General features: G+C 68.4%; 24 protein-coding genes and 1 tRNA gene. 17 read left to right on the top strand and 8 right to left on the bottom strand.

Going from position 1 to position 20,507, the window contains the following annotated elements:
- Positions 1-82 precede the first annotated feature (82 nt).
- Positions 83-673, bottom strand: a complete 591-nt coding sequence (locus AC07XP_RS10490) for a tetratricopeptide repeat protein (protein WP_062480948.1) — start codon at positions 671-673, stop codon at positions 83-85.
- 196 nt (positions 674-869) lie between these two features.
- Between AC07XP_RS10490 and cysS the strand changes: the two genes are divergently transcribed.
- The 6 genes from cysS to AC07XP_RS10520 all read left to right on the top strand — a co-directional run bounded on the left by cysS (position 870) and on the right by AC07XP_RS10520 (position 6,494).
- Positions 870-2,246, top strand: coding sequence for a cysteine--tRNA ligase (gene cysS / locus AC07XP_RS10495; RefSeq protein ID WP_495264607.1), 1,377 nt, complete (start codon positions 870-872; stop codon positions 2,244-2,246).
- On the top strand, positions 2,243-2,914 hold the full coding sequence (locus AC07XP_RS10500; protein ID WP_095745035.1) for a DNA-3-methyladenine glycosylase family protein: 672 nt from the start codon (positions 2,243-2,245) through the stop codon (positions 2,912-2,914). Before cysS ends, AC07XP_RS10500 begins: the two co-directional genes overlap by 4 nt.
- Positions 2,915-3,071: 157 nt before the next feature.
- Complete coding sequence (locus tag AC07XP_RS10505) at positions 3,072-4,052, top strand: acetyl-CoA carboxylase carboxyltransferase subunit alpha (RefSeq protein ID WP_056582036.1); 981 nt, start codon at positions 3,072-3,074, stop codon at positions 4,050-4,052.
- A 20-nt stretch (positions 4,053-4,072) separates the two neighbouring features.
- A complete protein-coding gene (gene tilS / locus AC07XP_RS10510) occupies positions 4,073-5,050 on the top strand; it encodes a tRNA lysidine(34) synthetase TilS (RefSeq protein ID WP_495264608.1) in 978 nt (325 codons plus the stop codon).
- A gap of 55 nt (positions 5,051-5,105) precedes the next feature.
- The gene (locus AC07XP_RS10515) at positions 5,106-6,374 is read left to right on the top strand and encodes an aspartate kinase (RefSeq protein ID WP_062480939.1); all 1,269 of its coding nucleotides are present in this window, start codon (positions 5,106-5,108) and stop codon (positions 6,372-6,374) included.
- 27 nt (positions 6,375-6,401) lie between these two features.
- A tRNA-Ser gene (locus AC07XP_RS10520) sits at positions 6,402-6,494 on the top strand.
- Positions 6,495-6,613: 119 nt separating this feature from the next.
- Here AC07XP_RS10520 and AC07XP_RS10525 read toward each other — a convergent pair.
- The 5 genes from AC07XP_RS10525 to AC07XP_RS10545 form a co-directional block, all read right to left on the bottom strand.
- Positions 6,614-6,835 carry a hypothetical protein gene (locus AC07XP_RS10525; protein ID WP_062480937.1) on the bottom strand — a complete coding sequence of 74 codons (222 nt, stop codon included), beginning with the start codon at positions 6,833-6,835 and terminating at the stop codon, positions 6,614-6,616.
- A gap of 30 nt (positions 6,836-6,865) precedes the next feature.
- Positions 6,866-7,141: a hypothetical protein gene (locus AC07XP_RS10530; protein WP_307693824.1), complete on the bottom strand. Its 276-nt coding sequence runs from the start codon at positions 7,139-7,141 to the stop codon at positions 6,866-6,868.
- A 131-nt stretch (positions 7,142-7,272) separates the two neighbouring features.
- Positions 7,273-7,806, bottom strand: a complete 534-nt coding sequence (locus AC07XP_RS10535; protein ID WP_495264609.1) for a nucleoside 2-deoxyribosyltransferase — start codon at positions 7,804-7,806, stop codon at positions 7,273-7,275.
- A gap of 59 nt (positions 7,807-7,865) precedes the next feature.
- Entirely contained in the window at positions 7,866-8,303 is a 438-nt protein-coding gene (locus AC07XP_RS10540; RefSeq protein WP_495264610.1) for a hypothetical protein, read from the bottom strand.
- 138 nt (positions 8,304-8,441) lie between these two features.
- Complete coding sequence (locus AC07XP_RS10545) at positions 8,442-8,648, bottom strand: hypothetical protein (RefSeq protein WP_095745046.1); 207 nt, start codon at positions 8,646-8,648, stop codon at positions 8,442-8,444.
- Positions 8,649-8,833: 185 nt separating this feature from the next.
- Here AC07XP_RS10545 and AC07XP_RS10550 point away from each other — a divergent pair, with 185 nt between their 5' ends.
- Complete coding sequence (locus tag AC07XP_RS10550) at positions 8,834-9,550, top strand: LuxR C-terminal-related transcriptional regulator (RefSeq protein WP_495264611.1); 717 nt, start codon at positions 8,834-8,836, stop codon at positions 9,548-9,550.
- Positions 9,551-9,561: 11 nt separating this feature from the next.
- Positions 9,562-11,409, top strand: coding sequence for a sensor histidine kinase (locus AC07XP_RS10555; RefSeq protein WP_495264612.1), 1,848 nt, complete (start codon positions 9,562-9,564; stop codon positions 11,407-11,409).
- Positions 11,410-11,427: 18 nt separating this feature from the next.
- Here AC07XP_RS10555 and AC07XP_RS10560 read toward each other — a convergent pair whose 3' ends face one another.
- A complete protein-coding gene (locus AC07XP_RS10560; protein WP_159272076.1) occupies positions 11,428-12,357 on the bottom strand; it encodes a LysR family transcriptional regulator in 930 nt (309 codons plus the stop codon).
- Between the two features lie 104 nt (positions 12,358-12,461).
- Here AC07XP_RS10560 and AC07XP_RS10565 point away from each other — a divergent pair, with 104 nt between their 5' ends.
- The 9 genes from AC07XP_RS10565 to AC07XP_RS10605 all read left to right on the top strand — a co-directional run bounded on the left by AC07XP_RS10565 (position 12,462) and on the right by AC07XP_RS10605 (position 19,654).
- The gene (locus tag AC07XP_RS10565) at positions 12,462-13,457 is read left to right on the top strand and encodes a Bug family tripartite tricarboxylate transporter substrate binding protein (RefSeq protein ID WP_495264613.1); all 996 of its coding nucleotides are present in this window, start codon (positions 12,462-12,464) and stop codon (positions 13,455-13,457) included.
- Positions 13,458-13,518: 61 nt separating this feature from the next.
- The gene (locus tag AC07XP_RS10570; RefSeq protein ID WP_495264614.1) at positions 13,519-14,739 is read left to right on the top strand and encodes a helix-turn-helix domain-containing protein; all 1,221 of its coding nucleotides are present in this window, start codon (positions 13,519-13,521) and stop codon (positions 14,737-14,739) included.
- A gap of 48 nt (positions 14,740-14,787) precedes the next feature.
- Positions 14,788-15,480: a Vgb family protein gene (locus tag AC07XP_RS10575; RefSeq protein ID WP_070060429.1), complete on the top strand. Its 693-nt coding sequence runs from the start codon at positions 14,788-14,790 to the stop codon at positions 15,478-15,480.
- A 28-nt stretch (positions 15,481-15,508) separates the two neighbouring features.
- A complete protein-coding gene (locus AC07XP_RS10580) occupies positions 15,509-16,267 on the top strand; it encodes a DUF899 domain-containing protein (protein WP_495264615.1) in 759 nt (252 codons plus the stop codon).
- 38 nt (positions 16,268-16,305) lie between these two features.
- Entirely contained in the window at positions 16,306-16,875 is a 570-nt protein-coding gene (locus AC07XP_RS10585; protein WP_495264616.1) for a hypothetical protein, read from the top strand.
- A 104-nt stretch (positions 16,876-16,979) separates the two neighbouring features.
- Positions 16,980-18,050: a putative FMN-dependent luciferase-like monooxygenase gene (locus tag AC07XP_RS10590; protein WP_495264617.1), complete on the top strand. Its 1,071-nt coding sequence runs from the start codon at positions 16,980-16,982 to the stop codon at positions 18,048-18,050.
- 12 nt (positions 18,051-18,062) lie between these two features.
- Complete coding sequence (locus AC07XP_RS10595; RefSeq protein WP_495264618.1) at positions 18,063-18,686, top strand: CMD domain protein; 624 nt, start codon at positions 18,063-18,065, stop codon at positions 18,684-18,686.
- 7 nt (positions 18,687-18,693) lie between these two features.
- On the top strand, positions 18,694-19,305 hold the full coding sequence (locus AC07XP_RS10600) for an alkylhydroperoxidase domain protein (protein WP_495264619.1): 612 nt from the start codon (positions 18,694-18,696) through the stop codon (positions 19,303-19,305).
- A gap of 94 nt (positions 19,306-19,399) precedes the next feature.
- A complete protein-coding gene (locus AC07XP_RS10605; protein WP_495264620.1) occupies positions 19,400-19,654 on the top strand; it encodes a hypothetical protein in 255 nt (84 codons plus the stop codon).
- A 91-nt stretch (positions 19,655-19,745) separates the two neighbouring features.
- On the opposite strand, the gene AC07XP_RS10610 is transcribed toward AC07XP_RS10605, so the two are convergent.
- Positions 19,746-20,480, bottom strand: a complete 735-nt coding sequence (locus tag AC07XP_RS10610; protein WP_495261677.1) for an AP2 domain-containing protein — start codon at positions 20,478-20,480, stop codon at positions 19,746-19,748.
- Between the last annotated feature and the right edge of the window lie 27 nt (positions 20,481-20,507).

Raw genomic sequence — 20,507 nt, forward strand, 5'->3', positions numbered from 1 at the left:
CGGGGGGAGGGGAGGGCGGTGGGCCTGCGATGGTGCAGGTTGGGAGGCAACTGTGTGCGCACCGCCGGATTGCAAGAGGCTGTTACTTGGTCGTGCGGCCCACGGGCTTGCGCACTTCGGGCGGCGCGGCCGGCAGCACGGCCGCATCGGCCGCGGCCTTGGGCGTGAAGATCTGGCGGATCAGCGCGAGCTTGGGCGCGACGCTCGCGTTGGTGGTCGCGAACTGCTGGGCGCGCTGGTATTCCTGGGCCGCCAGGCGCGCGTACACGTCGCCGAGGTTTTCGTGCGCGGTGGCGTAGTTGGGGCTGAGCTTGAGCGCGGTTTCGAGCGCGGCGCGGGCCTGGTCGAACTTGCTCTGCGACGCGTACAGCGCCGCGAGGTTGTTGTAGGGCTCGGGCAGTTCCGGGAAGTCCTGCGTGAGCTGCGTGAACGCGGTGATCGCGTCGGCGGTCTTGTTCTGCTCGGTGAGGATCACGCCGCGCAGGAAGCGCATCTGCGGGTCGCGCGGCTTGCCGGCGATGTAGGTGTCGGCCTTGGCCAGCGCCTCGGCGGACTTGCCCTGGCGCAGCAGGAGGTTGACGTCGTCGTAGTCGTTGGCGTGCGCGGCGAAGCCCCACAGACCGAAGAGCAGTGCAAAGGCGATGGGGAGTCTGGAGAACGCGGCGTGCTTCATGAAGCCTCGGCAGGATTGGGGGAGAGCGGGGGCCTGGAGAACACCCGGATGCTGCGCGGCGGCAGCCGTTTATACTGCGTCGCATTGTAGCCGAGGGGCCACGTCGAACCCCTCGTAGCCACGCCCCCCGTCACCCCTGAAATACACCGTTGTTCGCCCGTACCGCACGTGCGCGAATCAACGCTTTCCGAGTCCCATGAGTCTGCGCATCTACAACACGCTGTCGCGTGAATTGGAGGATTTCTCCCCCCTGCAACCTGGACAGGTTCGCATGTACGTGTGCGGCATGACCGTCTATGACCTGTGCCACATCGGCCACGCCCGCATGATGATGGCGTTCGACGTGGTGCAGCGCTGGCTGCGCGCCAGCGGCTATGCCGTGACCTACGTGCGCAACATCACCGACATCGACGACAAGATCATCGCCCGCGCGGTCCAGCGCGGCATCACCATCCGCGCGCTGACCGACGAGGTGATCGCGGCCATGCACGAGGACATCGGTGCGCTGCGCATCGAGCCGCCGACCATCGAGCCGCGCGCCACCGAATACGTGCCGCAGATGCTCGGCATCATCGAGACGCTGGAACGCAAGGGCCTGGCCTACCGCTCGGACAACGGCGACGTGAACTACGCCGTGCGCAAGTTCCCCGGCTACGGCAAGCTCTCGGGCAAGTCGCTCGACGAACTGCATGCGGGCGAACGCGTCGCGGTGCTCGACGGCAAGCAGGACCCGCTCGACTTCGTGCTCTGGAAATCCGCCAAGCCGACCGAGCCCGACGACGCCAAGTGGGACAGCCCCTTCGGCACCGGCCGTCCGGGCTGGCACATCGAGTGCTCGGCCATGAGCTGCGCCACGCTCGGCGAGACCTTCGACATCCACGGCGGCGGTGCCGACCTGCAGTTCCCGCACCACGAGAACGAAATTGCGCAAAGCGAAGGCGCCAACGGCAAGCCGCTGTCGCGCTTCTGGGTGCACAACGGCTTCGTGCGCGTGGACAACGAGAAGATGTCCAAGAGCCTGGGCAACTTCTTCACCATCCGCGAAGTGCTGCAGAAGTACGACGCCGAGAGCCTGCGTTTCTTCCTCGTGCGCACGCATTACCGCAGCGCGCTGAACTACAGCGACGCGCACCTCGACGACGCCCGCAACTCGCTCAAGCGCCTGTACACCGCGCTCGACCTGGTGGCGCCCGCGACCGTGGTCATCGACTGGACGCAGCCCCACGCGGAGCGTTTCAAGGCGGCGATGGACGAAGACTTCGGTACGCCCGAAGCCATCGCCGTGCTGTTCGAGCTGGCCGGCGAAGTCAACCGCACCAAGTCCGCAGACACCGCTGGCCTGCTCAAGGCGCTGGCCGGCACGCTGGGCTTGCTGCAAGGCGATCCGAAAGCGTTCCTGCAGGCGGGCACCACGCTCGACGAAGCCACCATCCAGGCGAAGATCGATGCACGCGCGGCGGCCAAGGCGGCGAAGAATTTCGCCGAAGCCGATCGCATCCGCCAGGAACTCCTCGAGCAGGGCATCGTGCTCAAGGATTCGCCCACGGGAACGACCTGGGCGGCTGCACAGTGAACGGAACGACGAACCCCGTACCCGCCACCCAGCAGACCAGCGTGCGCATCTACACGCCGGACTATTGGGAGGAAGCCTGCAAGCACCTGGCCAAGAAAGACCGCGTGATGAAGCGGCTCATTCCGAAGTTCGGCGAGGCCTGCCTCGAATCGCGCGGCGACGCCTTCACCACGCTGGCGCGCAGCATCGTGGGCCAGCAGATCTCGGTGAAGGCCGCGCAGTCGACCTGGGACAAGTTCGCGGCGCTGCCGCGCAAGCTGACGCCGGCCAACGTGCTCAAGCTCAAGGTCGACGACATGCGCGGCGCCGGGCTGTCGGCGCGCAAGATCGAGTACCTGGTCGACCTGGCCCTGCATTTCGATTCAGGCACCGTGCACGTCGACCGCTGGAAAGACATGTCGGACGAGCTCATCATCGAGGAGCTCGTGGCCATCCGCGGCATCAGCCGCTGGACCGCCGAGATGTTCCTCATCTTCCACCTGATGCGCCCGAACGTGCTGCCGGTCGACGACCAGGGCCTGCTCAATGGCATCAGCGTGAACTATTTTTCGGGCGACCCGGTCAGCCGCAGCGATGCCCGCGATGTCGCCGTGGCCTGGGCGCCGTATTGCAGCGTGGCGACTTGGTATATTTGGCGATCGCTGGACCCCGTGCCGGTCGTTTACTAAGGATCACCCCCAGGCTTCGCGCACTTCGTGTCGCTTCGCCAACCCCCTTCGAGGGGGCAACACCGCAGGCCCGGCAAAGCCGGTTCCTCGGTGTTTCTGGAATAAATGCAAAAGAGCCGGATGGCCGGTCAATTGATGAAATAAACAGGAGAAGACGTTGGCGAAACGAACCTTCCTCGACTTCGAGCAGCCCATTGCTGAACTCGAAACAAAGATCGAAGAACTGCGTTATGTACAGACCGAATCGGCGGTCGACATCTCGGAAGAAATCGATCAGCTCGGCAAGAAAAGCCAGCAACTCACCAAAGACATCTACAGCGACCTGACGCCCTGGCAGATCACCAAGATCGCGCGGCATCCGGAGCGCCCGTACACGCTCGACTACGTCAACGAAATCTTCACGGACTTCGTCGAGCTGCATGGCGACCGCCATTTCTCGGACGACCTGTCGATCGTCGGCGGCCTGGCGCGCTTCAATGGCGTGCCCTGCATGGTGCTCGGTCACCAGAAGGGCCGCGACACGAAGGAGCGCACCGCGCGCAACTTCGGCATGAGCAAGCCCGAGGGTTACCGCAAGGCGCTGCGTCTCATGAAGACGGCCGAGAAATTCAAGCTGCCGGTGTTCACCTTCGTCGATACGCCCGGCGCCTACCCCGGCATCGACGCCGAAGAGCGCGGCCAGTCGGAAGCCATCGGCCGCAACATCTTCGAGATGGCGCAGCTCGAGGTACCCATCATCGTCACCATCATCGGTGAAGGCGGTTCGGGCGGCGCGCTGGCCATTTCGGTCGGCGACCAGCTCGTGATGCTGCAGTACTCGATCTACTCGGTGATCAGCCCCGAAGGCTGCGCGTCCATTCTCTGGAAGACCAGCGACAAGGCGCAGGAAGCCGCAGATGCCCTGGGCATCACGGCGCACCGCCTGAAGGCGCTGGGCCTGGTCGACAAGATCGTCAACGAACCCGTCGGCGGCGCGCACCGCGACCATCGCCAGATGGCCGCGTTCCTCAAGCGCGCGCTCAACGACGCCTTCCGCCAGGTCAGCGACCTGAAGACGAAGGAACTGCTGGACCGCCGCTACGAGCGCCTGCAGAGCTACGGCCGGTTCAACGACACCAAGGCCGACAACAGCCGCTGAGCGGCTTTCCCTTTTCCATCATGAGCGAAGCCTTCGAACGCGCCATGGCCGCGTTCGAACCGGCGAGCCTGCCGCTGGCCGTCGGCTTCAGCGGCGGTGCGGATTCGACCGCCTTGCTCGCGGCCTGCGCGGCGCGATGGCCGGGGCAGGTGATCGCCTTCCATGTGCATCACGGCCTGCAGGCGGCGGCCGACGACTTCGAGCGGCAGTGCTCGCAGGTCTGCGAGCGGCTCGGTGTGCCGTTGGTGACGCACCGGGTCGATGCGCGGCATGCGCCGGGCGACAGCCCAGAGGATGCCGCGCGGCGCGCACGTTATGACGCGTATGCGGCCATGGCACGGGCCGACGGCGCGCGGCCCGCGGTGTCGTCCATCGCACTGGGGCACCATGCCGATGACCAGGTCGAGACGCTGCTGCTGGCGCTGTCGCGCGGCGCCGGCCTGCCGGGCTTGGCCGCGATGCCGGCGCATGCCGTGCGCGACGGATTGAACATCCACCGGCCGCTGCTCGCGGTGCCGGCGGCCGATATCCGGGACTGGCTTGCGCACAAGCAGTTGCCGTGGATCGAAGACCCGAGCAACGCCGACGCGCGCTACACGCGCAACCGCATCCGCGCCGTGCTGCTGCCTGCATTGGCAGAAGCCTTTCCGCAGTTCCGCGCTACCTTCGCGCGCAGCATTGGCCACGCGGCGCAGGCCCAGCAGCTGCTGGGCGAACTGGCCGCGCAGGACCTTGCCGCGGTGGGAGAGCCGCCGCAGATCCGGCCGCTGCAGGCGCTGTCCCGCGCGCGGCAGGCCAACGTGCTGCGCCACTGGCTCATGCAGTCGCACGGCTGCGCACCGAGCGCGGCGCAGCTCGACCAGCTGCTCGACCAGGTCCGCGCCTGCACCACGCGCGGCCACCGCATCCACCTCAAGGTGGGCGCGGGCTTCGCCGAGCGCAGGGGAGAGCGGCTGCATTGGTACAATGCCCCGCCCTCGCTGAAGACTTCGCTCTGACGGCTTGCAGGGCGCCGCTTTCCAGGCGGCCCTTTATCTTTCTCTGATTTCATCCATGGCATTGATCGTTCACAAATACGGCGGCACGTCGATGGGCTCGACCGAGCGCATCCGCAATGTCGCCAAGCGCGTCGCCAAATGGGCGCGTGCGGGTCACCAGATGATCGTGGTGCCCAGCGCCATGAGCGGCGAAACCAACCGCCTGCTCGGTCTTGCCAAGGAGCTCTCCCCGGGCAAACCCGGCGTGGCCTATCACCGCGAACTCGACATGCTCGCCTCCACCGGCGAACAGGCGTCGTCGGCACTGCTGGCCATGGCGCTGCAGGCCGAGGGCGTGGAGTCTGTGAGCTACGCGGGCTGGCAGGTGTCGGTGCGCACCGACAACTCGTACACCAAGGCCCGCATCGAGAGCATCGACGACGCCAAGGTGCGTGCCGACCTCGCAGCCGGTCGCGTGGTGGTCATCACCGGCTTCCAGGGTGTGGACGACGAGGGCAACATCACCACGCTGGGTCGTGGCGGCAGCGACACCTCGGCCGTGGCCATCGCGGCGGCCATGAAGGCCAGCGAGTGCCTGATCTACACCGACGTCGACGGCGTCTACACCACCGACCCGCGCGTCGAGCCCGATGCGCGCCGCCTGACCACCGTGAGCTTCGAAGAGATGCTCGAGATGGCCAGCCTCGGCTCCAAGGTGCTGCAAATCCGCTCGGTGGAATTCGCTGGCAAGTACAAGGTGCCGCTGCGTGTGCTTTCGAGCTTCACCGCATGGGACATCGACATCAATGAAGAGGCCAAGTCCGGCACGCTGATCACTTTCGAGGAAGACGAAAACATGGAACAAGCCGTCGTATCCGGCATCGCATTCAATCGCGACGAAGCCAAGATCTCGGTGCTCGGCGTGCCCGACAAGCCGGGCATCGCGTATCACATCCTCGGTGCCGTGGCAGATGCCAACATCGAAGTCGACGTGATCATCCAGAACCTCAGCAAGGACGGCAAGACCGACTTCAGCTTCACCGTGCATCGCAACGAGTTCGCGCGCACGGTCGAACTGCTCGAGTCGAAGGTGATGCCCTCGCTGGGCGCCACCGAAATCGTGGGCGACACCAAGATCTGCAAGGTCAGCATCGTGGGCATCGGCATGCGCAGCCACGTGGGTGTGGCGAGCAAGATGTTCCGTGTGTTGAGCGAAGAGGGCATCAACATCCAGATGATCTCGACCAGCGAAATCAAGACCTCGGTCGTGATCGACGAAAAATATATGGAATTGGCGGTGCGCGCACTGCATAAAGCGTTCGATCTGGACCAACCGAGCGCTTAAGTAATGGCATAATTGCGGTTGCTTTCAGGAACTGTGACCGAGTGGCCGAAGGTGCTCCCCTGCTAAGGGAGTATGGGGTGTAGAGCCTCATCGAGGGTTCGAATCCCTCCGGTTCCGCCAGGATTGGCTTCCTGATCACCTTGCAGTGATCAAACAGCCCAAAAGAGCCCCGCCAGTCGGGGCTTTTTTGCGTCTGCTCGCAATGCGTGGCGGCCTGCCGAAAAGGCGAGGCGATGTCTTCAGGACGGCTGCGGTTCGAGCGCGGACAGCGTCGCGATCGGCGCTGTGCCCACATGCAGTTCGCAAGGATCGCAAGGCACCGCAATCTGCCGGCCGTCGAAGCGCACCCGCACATGCGGATAGGTCGCTCCGGTGATGGTGCCGAGCCGGCCTTCGCAGACGACGCGATCGCCGCGACGGAACGACCGGCCGAACCGGAGCTTGATTTTTTCAAAACTCATTTCAATGTCTCCTGGGTGTGCATCCGATGCTCAGCGCACCGGGTCGGGTTCGAGCGGTGGCCGCACGAGGGTCGCGGCCGTGTCCTGGAGGATCAGCGCGTGATCCGGGTCGTGGCCGAGGTAGGGGCTGGTCAGCAACTGGCCGATCAGCCGGTCGAAGTGGAACCGGACCTTGGCCGGCTCGGGGTGCGCGGCGTACAGCGCGCGCAGCATCGAGACGACGGCGCTGGTCTGCGTGGTCAGGACCTCCATGGAACCCAGGCGGCCCGCCGCTTCGAAAACTGCTTGTTGATCTGAGGGGGGCATCCGGGCCTCCTTTTTGGGGCGTTGGCATGTCCAACGCAAAAAGAGGCTGAAAGGCTTACTTCGAGAGGGATCGCTCCCCAGAATTGGTGATGTACCGCCTTCGATTTGTGACTTATTTCACGAATTTCGACTCACTGCCGCTGGGCAGGCGCAGACCCCAACACCTCGGCCAGCACCCGCAAGGCGTCGGTCGCCAGGTCCGCAAAGCGCACCGAACAGGCCAGCATGAGGTTCAGCGGCAGCCCAAAATCTTCGATCAGCGTGCCCTCGGGGTCGCGCAGGCTGCCGTCCGGGTCGCGGCCGACGACGCCCGCCGTGGCGGCGCGCTGCGCATAGGTGCCCGGCGGAACGCCGTAGGCGGCCACCGGAAGGCCCAGGGCAATGGCCACGCCGACCTCGAACACCGTGCCCGAGTCGGGCTCCAGCCCGCGAAACGGCGCGAGGTTGGCAATGACGCCATCCGCCAACCGCAGCAGCTTCATGTTTTCTTCGTAGATCCGGCGCGCGGGGTCGGGGCCAGCCGCCTTGCCGTCGAACGGCGGCACGGCCGTCATGCCGAGCGCGTCGCAGGCCAGTGCCAGCGCGGCAAAGTACTGCGCGGCGTCGGGCCGGAACACGTCGGGGCCGGCAAGGTAGACCCGTGGACGCGTGGAAGAGGAGGGCATCTGTCGAGTATGCGACCGCCCCCGGCCAGCGCCAACGGGAAGGGCTGCGGCCCGGCTGGTTACTTCTTCATCGCCTTGACTTCGGCCATGCCCTTGCTTTCATCGGCCTTGCCCTGCTTCACGCAGGTCGACTTGGCCTCGCCCTTCTGGTCGTCGCATTTTTCCTTGGCGATGCTGTAGGCGACTTCCACCTTGGCTTCGGCCACCTTGCGGGCATTGCCGTCGCTGGGCTTCATCTTCTGGTCGAGCTCGGCCTTGGCGATCTTTTCCTTGCCCTTGGCTTCCTCGACGCAGACGTCCTTGGCGTTGTCCTTCATGGCATCGCAAGCGGCGCGGTCGGTCTTGTAGTCGGCCGAGATCTTGTCGCGGGCCGCCTTGTATTCGGCGACCGCCGGGTCGACCGTGGCCGCCGGCGGCGGGTTCACTTGCGCCTGCGCCGACACGGCCGTGAGACAGGACACGGCAACGGCGCACATCCACATGAGCTTTCTTTGCATGGTCATCTCCTTGAAGGCGCCGGCGGTTGCCTCGTTGCGACAAGCGCAAGAGAACCGGCGCCCGAAAACCATCCTAGGAACCGACGGCGCGACAGCGGTAGGACGCCTCGCGAAGCCGCCGTCAGCGCATGCTGACGCTCAGTGGCCTTCCGTTGTAGCCTGCGCGCGCATCTCGCTGCGCAGGGCCCGCTGTCCCGAGGCCAGGGCGAGCTCGTAGCTCTCGACCGGGTCGAAGGCGCAGCGAAGGACGGTGGGATGCGCACCGTCGGTGTCGGTTTCGAGCAGCCGCCAGACAAAGGATCCGGGCGCCGGCTCGTCGATGATGAGTTCGATCGGATGTGTCATGGCCCCACCATGTCCGCTCGCATGGCGCCTGTCTGTAGGCGAAGGCCGACCGATGCCGCGCCGCGTCGTCAGAACCCCCAGATCTGGTGATGGCCGCAGCGCCGCCGCGAGGGGACACTGCAGCCTCGCGCGCGAAGCCTGGGTGATGATTCGGGCATGCTTCCCACCTTGTCCGAACCGTCCTGATGTCCGCTTTCTCTCCCCAGCCCGAAGGTCCGGCGATGACGCCGCCGCCCAGCCCCGATCTGCCGGCGCCCGTGCTCATCGTCGAGGACGACGCGCTGATGCAGCGGCGCATCGTCGACATCCTGGCCCAGCTGGGCTATGCCCGCGAGGTGCTGGTTCTGGCGGGTACGCTGGCCGATGCCCGCGTCGAACTCGCGCGGCAGCCGTTTGCGCTGGTGCTCGTCGACCTGGGCCTGCCCGACGGCAACGGCGTGGAGCTGATCACTCAGATGAGTGCATCGATGAATGCGGATGACGGCCCCGGCATCCTTGTGATCTCCGCCTGGAGCACCGACGACCTGATCCTCAACGCGCTGCGCGCCGGCGCCACCGGCTACGTGCTCAAGGAGCGCGACGACCTGGAGCTGCTGCTGTCGATCCGCAGCGTGCTGCGCGGCGGGGCGCCGATCGATCCGTTCATCGCGCGGCGCATCCTCGATCTGACGCAAGCGCCGCCGGCCACGCCGGGGCGCGTCGGCGAAGATGTGCTGACCGCGCGCGAACTGCAGATCCTCCAGCTGGTTGCCGAAGGCCTGACCAACCGCGAGATAGCCGAGCAGATTTTCCTGTCGCGGCACACCGTCGAATGCCACATCAAGAACATCTACCGCAAGCTCACCGTTTCCTCGCGCACGCGCGCCGTTTTCGCAGCGCGTTCGCGTGGCTTGCTGGCCTGAGCCTGTGGTGGTTGTTCGCGCACGCGGCTGCGGCGGCCGAGGCGTGCGCACCGCACATCGACAGCGTGCGGGCCGTGCGCGCCACCGCCGGCGCGGGGCCTGAAGCACCGCCGCCCATCGACGGCTGGCAGCCGGTGACGCTGCCCGACCACTGGGCCTCGCGCTGGTCCGGCTTCGAGGGCATCGTGTGGTACCGCATCGACTGGCAGCGCCCCTGCGCGGGCCGCGACGACGCGCCGCAGCTGGGCGTGGCCTTCGACTACCTGAGCATGGCCGGCGCGATCTCGCTGAACGACAACCTGCTCTGGCGCGACGCCAGCCTGGTCGAACCGCTGAGCCGCAGCTGGAACACGCCGCGCGTCTTCTTCCTGCCGGCCGCCGCGCTGAACCCAGGCGCCAACACGCTGTGGGTGCAGGTGGTGGGCGGCAGCATGTACGGCTCGGGGCTGGGCCGCGTGGTGCTCGGCCCGGCGGACGCGGCGGTGGCGTACCACGACGAGCGCCGCCTGTTCGCGCGCGTGCTGCCCGCGGTCAATCTCGTCATCTCGATCACACTGGGTTGTTTCTTCCTCGTGCTGTGGCTCATGCGCCGGCAAGAGGTCGCCTACGGCTGGTACGCGCTCAGCGCCATCGCCTGGCTGGTGTTCGCGAGCAACACCGTGGTCAGCACCTTGCCGTGGCCGTTCGCCTCCACCGACGCCTGGTCGCGCTGGATCACGGCCTGGATGGTCCTGTACGTGAGCTGCTTCTGCATGTTCATGTGGCACTTCGGCGGCCAGCGCTTTCCGCGGCTGAGCCGCGCGCTGTGGGCGGTGGCTGCGCTGGCCGTGGCGGCGATCGCGCTGCTGCCGCAGCCTGCGCTGTCGGTCGCGACGCTGGCGGTGTTCATCGTGTATTCGCTGCTCTTCATGGCCGTGTGCGTGCAGTTCATCTTGCGCGCGCTCGACACGAAGAAGACCGAGCACCTGCTGCTGGCCCTGTGCGCCTTCGGCTTCCTGGTGGCCGCGGTGCACGACGCGCTGATGATCCTGCGCGTCATCGATGACCGCTTCGGCTACACCGTGGTCACGGCGCCGCTGATCATGATCGGCATGTCGCTCATCTTGGCGGGCGGCTTCACGCGCAGCCTGCGCCGTGTCGAGAGCTTCAACGACGATCTCGCGCGCGAAGTGCGCGGGGCGCGCACCGAGTTGGCCGACACGCTCAGCCGCGAGCATCGGCTCGAACTCGACAACGTGCGGCTGCACGAGCGCCTGAGCGTGGCGCACGACCTGCACGACGGCCTGGGCAGTTCGCTGGTGCGCTCGATCGCGCTGGTGGAGCAGTCGGGCGAGGCGCTGCAGCGGCCGCAGTACCTGTCGATGTTCAAGTCGCTGCGCGACGACCTGCGCCAGATCATCGACACCCACAGCGGTGGCGCGGCCCCGGTGGCCGCCACGCCCACGCAATGGCTGGCACCCATGCGCCACCGCTTCGGCCGCCTGTTCGAGGAGATGGGCGTGCGCAGCCACTGGCAGACGCCTGCGGCCTGGCCCTGCGCGCTGTCCGCGCGCCAGGTGCTGGGTCTCACGCGCCTGCTCGAGGAGGCGCTGGCCAACGTGGTGAAGCACAGCCGCGCGCGGACCCTGCGCGTGCAGCTGCTGGCCGACGGCGAGGCGGGCGTGCTGCTGAGCGTCGAGGACGACGGCGTGGGCTTCGATGCGGTGACGGTCGCCTCATCGATCGGCGGGCTGGGCCTGCGCAGCATGCAGGCGCGCATGGCACGCATCGGCGGCACGCTGCAGATCGATGCGGACGATGGGGGCACGCGGTTGGCGGCGAGGGTGCAGGCGCCCGTGATGGGCGCTGGCAGCAGCTGAGGCGCGCTGCGCGCGTGATCAGCGCGCCTTGCGGAACGCGCGCACCTCGGGCGCCGGGTGGTCTTCGATGTGCTGCAGCAGGAAGTCGAGAAACTCCTGCGCCGACGGCGAGAGCCCCCGGTCCTTGTTGAGCCACACCTGGAACTTGCGGCTGAGCACGGGCGTGACGAGCGGGCGGAACTCGAGCTTCTGACGCTGCAGCAACTCGCCGGCATACGGCAGGCAGGTGGTCACGCCCAGTCCGTGCTCGACCATGCTCAAGGCCGTCGTCAGGAAGGCGACTTCATGCGTCGGGCTGAACTCCAGCCGGCCCGGCGACGCATACAGCTCGGCGCTGAGCAGCTGCGTGTACTCGCCCTGCAGCGAGATCACGGGGTAGCGGACCAGGTCGCTCCACGCGACCCGCTGCTTCTTTGTGAGCGGATGCCCCGGGGGCAGCACCGCCAGAAAGGGCAGGGTGAAGAGCGTGCGCGCCACGACGTTGGCAGGGGCGTCGCGCTCGGGGCCGATGGCCAGGTCCACGTCGCCGTTGATGAGCCGGCCCAGCACGCTTTCGACCATCGAGTCCTGCAGGCGCACGCGGATGCCGGGGTACTTCCGGGCGAAGGCGGCCATGATTTCCGGCATGACCGTGCACGCCATCACCTGCGGCACCGCGATGCGCACGGTGCCGGTGCGCAGCTCGCGCAGGTCGGACACCGCATCGAGCGCCATGCCCAGGTCCTGGAGGATGCGCTCGGCCATCGGCAGGAACACCTCGCCCGCGCTGGAAAGCTGCAGCTTGCGCGTCGTGCGGTGAAGCATCTGCACGCCCAGGTTCGATTCCAGGTCCTTGATGAGGCCGCTCAGTGCCGACTGCGTGATGTGCAGCCGCAGGGCGGCCTCGGTCACGCTGCCGGCGCGGGCCACCGCGATGAAGGCGCGCAGTTGGCGCAACGTGACATTCATCGGTTTGTCCGATAAGTGGGAAAGAAATATCTGATTGAACCATGAATGAAGCTCGCATCCAATCGCAGCGCCATCACAACAACCACTGCCAGGAGACATCGTTCATGCCCGTTTCTCATCGCCTTGCGCGCCGCGGTTTTCTTTCGCTCGCGGCCGCTGCCCTTGCTTTCGCGGGGGCTCCCGCGCAAGCGCAGGCGCAGGCCTTTCCGTCCAAGCCGATCAAGTGGATCGTCGGCTACCCCGCCGGCGGCGGCAGCGACTTCCTGGCCCGCACCATCGGCGCGCAGATGTCGGTCCAGGCTGGCCAGCCGGTGATCGTCGACAACCGCGCCGGTGCCGGCGCCATCATCGGCGCCGAGGTCACGGCCCGGTCGCCGGGCGACGGCTACACCGTGTTCACGGCCGACAACGGCGTGCTCGTGTACAACCCCGCGCTCTACAAGAAGCTGCCCTACGCCGTCGACCGCGACTTCGCGATGCTCGGCCTGATGGCCCGCACGCCGTTGGTCCTGGTGGCGGCGCCCTCGACGAACCTCAAGACCATCGGCGCCCTGATGGAGCAACTGAAAAGCAAGCCGGGCACGCTGTCATACGCCTCGCCGGGCAACGGGAGCCCGCACCACCTGGCGATGGAGCTGTTTTTGAGCCGCAGCGGCCTGTCGACCATGCACGTGCCGTACCGCGGCGCCGCACCTGCGCTGCAGGACGTGATGGGCGGGCAGGTGCCGTTGATGGTGGTGGACACCTCGTCGGGGCTCAGCGCCATCCAGTCGGGCAAGGTCATTCCGCTGATGGCGTTCAGCGCCAAGCGCCTGCCGATCCTGCCCGCCGTGCCCACGGTGGGCGAGCAGGGCTTCAAGGACTCGGAAGCCTACGCGTGGCAAGGGCTGGTGGTGCCCGCCAGCACGCCCGCCGCGATCCAGGAGCGCCTTTCGAAGGAGATGCAGGCGGCGGTGGGCAACGAGAGCGTGCGCAAGAAGCTGCAGGAAGGCGGCTGGGAGCCGGTGCCGAGCGACAGCGTGCTGATGAAGACCTATGCCTTCGCCGAGACGAAGAAGTGGCACGCGTTGATCCGTGAGCGCGGCATCTCGCTGGACTGAAGACGCCGCCTCGTGAGGAGGCGGGCCGCGGCGCACCGGCGGTGTTGTAGCCTGTCGCCCCATGGATTCCCTCATCGCCGCCTCCGCGCGCGCGCTCGCTGCCGGCGACGCGCTGGGTGCCCTCAAGCGCGTGGCCCTGCGCGACGACCCGCCGGCGCTCGCGCTGCGCGGCATCGCCATGGCCCAGCTGGGCGAGCACCCGCGTGCGCGCGAGCTGCTGCGGCGTGCCGCGAGCGGCTTCGGCGCGCACGAAGAACTGGCGCGCGCACGTTGCGTCGTCGCCGAGGCCGAGGTGGCACTCGCGATGCGCGACCTGGGCGGTTCGCCGCGCGCGCTGATCGCGGCGGCGGCCACGCTCGAGGCGCGCGACGACGTGGCCAATGCGCTGCAGGCGCGGCTCATCGCGGCGCGCCGGTTGCTGCTGCTCGGCCGGCTCGACGAGGCCGCCGCCGCGCTGTCGCTGCTCGACGGGCACAGCCTGCCGCCGTTGCTGTCGGCGGTGGCCGAGTTGGCATCGGCCGAGCTGGCCTTGCGTTCGCTGCGCACCGCCGCGGCACGCGCGGCGCTCGACCGCGCGCACGATGCGGCCTGGCGTGCGCGCGTGCCGGCGCTGCTGGCCGAGGTGGCGGAAGCGCGCGGCGCGCTCGAACGTCCCGCCGCACGGCGCATCGCTGCCGGCGGTGAACAGGCCCTGCGCCTCGATGAGGTCGAGGCGCTGCTCGCGTCCGATGCGCTCGTCGTCGATGCCTGCCGCCGCGGTGTCGGGGGCGGCGACACCTGGCGTTCGCTCGCGCGCCGGCCCGTGTTGTTCTCGCTGGCTCGCGCGCTGGCCGCGGCCTGGCCCGGCGATGTCGACCGCGACGTGCTGATCGCCGACGCCTTCCGCACCCGCGACCCCGACGAGACGCACCGCGCGCGCCTGCGCGTCGAGATCGGCCGCCTGCGCGCGCTCGTCAAGCCGATGGCGCGCATCGAGGCCACGCCGCAGGGCTTCATCCTCCAACCTCTGGATGCGCGTCCGGTCGTGGTGCTGGCACCGCCCATCGATGGCGAGCAGGCTTCGCTGGTGGCGCTGCTGTCCGACGGCGCGGCCTGGTCGACCTCGGCGCTTGCGCTGGCCTTGGGCGCGAGCCAGCGCACGGTGCAGCGCGCGCTGGCCGAGCTCGAGGCCGAGAGGCGTGTGCGTGCCATCGGGCAGGCCAGGGCGCGCCGCTGGCTGGCCCCGCCGCTGGCGGGATTCACGACGATCTTGTTACTCCCCGCCGCGCTGCCGATTGAATAGAGTCGGGCTCATGCGCTACCCCCTGTGGCGCACCTACAGGAGCCCACCATGAGCAGCAGCAGTCAGAGCAAGAAGGCAGGCAAGGACCGTTTCGAAGGCGCGGTGCAGGCCGCGCAGATCGTGCGCGAGTACGGACCGTTCGAGGGCGTGGAGCGCATCCACGGCGTGACGCACGACGGCCACCAGGTGTGGGCCGCCACCGGCGGGCAACTGGTCGCCTTCGACCCCGCGAGCGGCGAAGCCACGCGCCGCATCGACGTCGCCTGCGACGCCGGCACCGCCTTCGACGGCACCTGCTTCTATCAGATCGTCGAGGCGCGCATCGACAAGATCGACGCCGCCACCGGCAAGGTGCTGGCCTCGATTCCCGCGCCCGGCAACGGCTCCGACTCGGGCCTCACCTGGGCCGAAGGCAGCCTCTGGGTGGGCGAGTACCGTGACCGCAAGATCCACCAGATCGACCCGGCGACCGGTGCGATCCGCCGCACCATCGAATCGAACCGCTTCGTCACCGGCGTGACCTGGGTCGACGGCGAACTCTGGCACGGCACCTGGGAAGGCGACCAGAGCGACATCCGCCGCATCGACCCCGCCAGCGGCGACGTGATCGCGCGGCTGGAAATGCCCAGCGGCGTCGGCGTGAGCGGCCTGGAGTCCGACGGCGCGGGGCTCTTCTACGCCGGCGACGGCCGGGCCAGCAAGGTCCGCGCGGTGCGGCGCCCGAAGACGGCCACGGCCTGAACGAAACGCAAGCCAAGGAGCACACACCATGAACACCCCAGTGAATCACCCCGTCGTGACCCCCGAGCGCTGGATCGACGCGCGCAAATCACTGCTGGCGCGCGAGAAGGAACTGACCCAGCTGCGCGACCGGATCGCCGAAGAGCGCCGCGCGCTGCCGTGGACGCGCGTCGAGAAGGCCTATGTCTTCGACACGCCCCAGGGCCGCCGCCCGCTCGCCGACCTGTTCGAAGGCCGCCGCCAGCTGCTGGTGCAGCACTTCATGTTCGGCCCCGACTGGGAGCAGGGCTGCCAGAGCTGCTCGTTCATGGCCGACCATTCCGACGGCATGCGCGTGCACCTCGCGCACCGCGACGTCACGCTGGTGGCCGTGTCGCGTGCGCCGCTGGCCCGCATCGAGGCTTTCCGCCGTCGCATGGGCTGGCAGTTCGCCTGGGTCTCGTCGCACGACAACGACTTCAACCACGACTTCGGCGTGAGCTTCACGCCCGACGAAATGGCCAGCGGCGCCGTTGCCTACAACTACGTGAAGCAGCCGTTCCCGAGCGAGGAGGCACCCGGCGTCAGCGTGTTCTTCAAGGACGACGCCGGCGACGTGTTCCACACCTACTCGACCTACGGTCGCGGCGTGGAAGTGATGATGGGCACCTACAACATGCTCGACCTCGTGCCCAAGGGCCGCGACGAGCACAACCCGTCCTACGCGATGGACTGGATCCGTCACCACGACCGCTACGAGCCCGCGCCCGTTGCGACGGCGGGTGGTTGCTGCCACGCGCAGTCCTAAGAAAAACGCGCGACCTGGCGTGCCGATCGGTCCGCACCATGGCAAGCCTCTGGCCCTGGCTGGCGGTGGCGGGAATGGGCGTCCTGCACGGCCTGAACCCCACCACCGGCTGGATGTTCGCCGCCGCGTGGGGCCTGCGCTCGCACGACCGGGCGCAGGCGCTGCGGGCGCTGTGGCCGATCGGCGTCGGGCACGTCGCCTCGGTGGTGTTCGTGGTCGTTGGGGTGGCCTTCGGCCTGTCGATGGACCGGGGCCTGCTGCAGTGGCTGGCCGGTGGGTTGTTCGCGGTGGTCGTGCTCGTTCACCTGTCGGGCCGCTTGCCCGCCATGGCGCGTGCGCCGGCGGGGCATGCGGGACTGGCGCTGTGGTCTTTCATGATGTCCACCGCGCACGGTGCCGGGCTGATGCTGGTGCCGGCGCTGATCCCGCTTTGCATGGGCGATGCAGCGAAGGGCGCGACGAGTGGCTCGCTCGTGCTGGCGTTCGCGGCCGTCGCGCTCCACACGGCGGCGATGCTGGCCACCACCGGGCTGATGGCCGTCGGCGCCGGGGCGGGCGTGGGCTGGCTGCGGCGCTTCACACGGCGATCACCTGCGATGCCGCACTGAACGCGCGATGCGCGCAAAGCGCATAAGCAAACGCGAAAACCGGCGTTCCATTCGAGCCGCCTGCGGCGCAACACTCGAAGGCTCTCGACCCCACAGGCCTTCGGATGCCCGGTACCTTCACTTCCCCGCGCAAGCGGCTCGGCTTCTTCAGCCGGCTGCTCGACGATGCCCCCGCCGCCGAGCGCTATCGCCTCGTCACCGCGCAGATCGCCCATGCCGAGGCTTTCGGCTTCGATTCCGCCTGGGTGGCGCAGCACCATTTCCATGAACACGAGGGCGGCCTGCCGTCGCCCTTCGTCTTCCTCGCGCACGTGGCCTCACGCACGCGGCGCATCCGCCTGGGCACGGGCATCGTCACGCTGCCGCTGGAGAACGCGGTGCGCACGGCCGAAGATGCGATCGTGCTGGACCTGCTCTCGGGCGGTCGGCTCGAAGTGGGCGTCGGCACGGGCGGCACGCCCGCGTCCTTCGCGGCCTTCGGGCTGGACAGCGACGACCGCGCGGCGCTGTTCGAACGGCAGCTCGCCACGGTGCGCGACGCCTGGGCCGGCCGGCCGCTGCCCGGCGGCGACACGCTGTACCCGGCGGGCGCGCAACTGCTCGGCCGGCTCTGGCAGGCCACGTTCTCGGTGAGTGGCGGCACGCGCGCGGGCACGGCCGGCGACGGGCTGATGCTCTCGCGCACGCAGCCGCGTACCGCGCAGGCGCCCGATGCATCGCTGGCCGACCTGCAGGACCCGATCATCGACGCCTACCTGGCCGCGCTGCCGCCGGGGCGCACACCGCGCATCGTGGGCTCGCGCAGCGTGTTCGTGGCGGACACCCGCAAGGAGGCGCTGCGCCTGGCCGAGACCGGGCTGCGCCGCGCGGTGGTGCAGGCCGCCGTCACGGGGCAGATCGGCCTGGCCGACCGCGTCCGCGCCGATGCGCCGCTTGAACAGCTGATCGCCGCGTACGACGTGCATGTCGGCGCGCCCGACGACGTGATCGCCTCGCTGCGCGCCGACCGCACGCTCGCACGCGTGACCGACCTCGTGTGCCAGGTGCATTCGGTCGATCCGCCGCACGCGGCCATCCTGCGTTCCATCGAACTGACCGCCACGGTCGTCGCTCCGGCCCTGGGCTGGGCGCGCGACACGGGCGTGCCGGACCTTCAATCGCTTGCGCTTCTCTAGGCTGTTGTCTCCATGAATGCCGTTGTTTCTTCTTCTCCCGTTCCCGAGGCTGTCGACGTGATCGACCAGCTGGTGGGCATCGCGCCCGGCAGTGCGCTCGACCGCTTGCGCGCGCAGCGCGAGCAGGCGCGCACGCAGGCGCAGCAGAGCTACCTGGCGCTGTTCGCGCCGGCCGAGCCCGTGGCCGGCCACTTCGAGATCGCAGACCGTTTCGCCGTCGCGGCCTTCGTCGCCGGATTGCACGGGCAACCCGACGTGGCGCGCTTCTATGCCGAAGCCTTGGCGGGGCAGGGCGTGGCGAGGGCCGTCGAGGCCGAGGTCACACGCGGTGCCACGCAAGGGCCGTATGGCCACTATCCGGAAGGTCCGCTGAGCGTGGAAGACGAGGCCGGCCCGGTCTATGCCGTCGATGCGGCGCAGCGCGCGGTGCTGGGCGAACGGTTGTCGGCCGGCCTTGCACACGCGCACCTGCTGGTCTTCCACCCGCGCGACGCCAGCCCGGCGGCACTTCAGGCGCTGCTCGACGCGGGATGGCGCACCACGGAGATCGTCACCTTGTCGCAGCTGGTGGCGTTCCTCGCGTTCCAGATCCGCGTCGTCATCGGCCTGCGTGCGCTGGCCACCCCTTCTGCATGAGCGTCCCATGAGCACTGAATCGACCCTGACCCATCCCGGCAACACGCACCCGCGCAGCTTCACGCAGGCGCAGCTCGAATGGCTGCCCTGGCTCGAACCGCTGCCGGAAGACGAGCTGACCGAGCGCCACTACGCGGGCCTCGTCGACGCCTCGCGCGCCAAGTCGCCGTACTTCCGCCTGCTGGCGCGCGACCCGGACATCCTCGGCGCGCGCACGCGCACCGACAAGGACATCTTCTACAACCCCGACGCCGGCCTGCCGCGCGCCGAGCGCGAGCTCTCGGCCGCCGCGGCCTCGCGCTTCAACGGCTGCATCTACTGCGCCTCGGTGCATGCGCGCTTCGCCTCGCATTTCTCGCAGCGCACGGACGACGTGCAGCGCCTGCTCGACGAGGGCGTGCAGGCCGACCTGGGCGCGCGCTGGAATGCGATCGTGCAGGCGTCGGTCGCGCTGTCGGCCACGCCATCGACCTTCGGGCCTGCGCACGTCGATGCCTTGCGCGCGCAGGGGCTGGACGACCTGGCGATTGCCGACGTCGTGCATGGCGCGGCCTTCTTCAACTGGGCCAACCGCCTGATGCTCTCGCTGGGCGAACCGCAGGCGCCTGCTGCCGCGTAGGCCCGCGCGGCCGCGCGCAGATTTGTTGCGGCGGCAAGTGAGCGGGATCACAGTCGGGCGTGCGGCGTGCCCGTGGGTCGGCACGATGACCCGCATGCACACCGACGCTCCTGGGTACGCAACGACACGCCACGGCCGCGCGCCCGGCCCGGCATTCGGCAATCCTTTCCTCCGCTGCCGATGCGGACTGGCCGGCCTGGAACGCATCCACCGGCGGTCGTGGATGAAGTTCCTGCCCGGCCTGCGCTTCTATCGCTGCAGCAGTTGCGGCAAGCCGCAACTGGCGCCGAAGCGCGCGGTGCGCGACGCGGTCATTGCGCACAGGAGCGAGCAACAGAACCAGCGTTAGCTGGTGTGGTGTCCCGCAAATAACTGGGCATGAAATCGCGCTTTTCACGCCAGGGCGGCGTTGCAAATCCTCGCCAGGACGCTGCTGGCGCTCAGGCGTCGTCGTCCGACGTCTTCGCCTGCAACTGCTGCTGGCGTTCGGCAATCGCCATGTCGCGCGCCACCTCGTAGCCGAGCGTGCGCACCGAGAACGAGCGGCTCACGCTGCCCTTGCCCGCCGAGTAGGTGATCGCCACCCAGTAGCCGGGATGGCCCGCGCGCGGCGTCTTGAATTGCACGCCGCTGACGCCGCTTGTGTTGTTGCGTCGCACGATCTCCGACTTCGAGCGCTTGGGCGGCAGCGCCGCTTCGTCGTCGGGCGGTGGGCGCCGGCGGATGGCTTCTTCGGCGGGGTGCAGCCGCGCGAGGCCGACCATGCGGCCGAGCTGGCGTTGCCGCTCGCCGATGGCATGTGCGCGGGCCGCGGGGCCCCAGTCGGCGAGGTCGAATTCGGCGCGCAGGATCTCCTCGTTGCCCAGGTAGGTCTTGGCCAGCCAGGCCACCGGCTTGCCTTGCGCTGACAAGCGGCTGAAGACGCCGGGCTCGCCCGTCTTGTTGTTGCTGCGCAGGGTCTGCGCGCGGTCCTTGCGCGCGACCGGCGGATGCTCCTTCACGATGGTGTCACGCCAGGCCTGGGCGCGTCGCAGCGCCTGCTGGGGGCCGCCGTAGCTGGCGTGGCCGAAGAGGCGCGCGTAGCGCACGCCGTTTCGCACGAGCGACACCTCGAAGCCCCACGGGCGGGGCGAAATGCCATACATGTCGACGGGGTTCGGAATTCCTTTGGGCATCGTCGGTGCTGTCCTTGTTGCAGTCAG

It is taken from the genome of Variovorax sp. GW531-E2 (assembly GCF_059423125.1).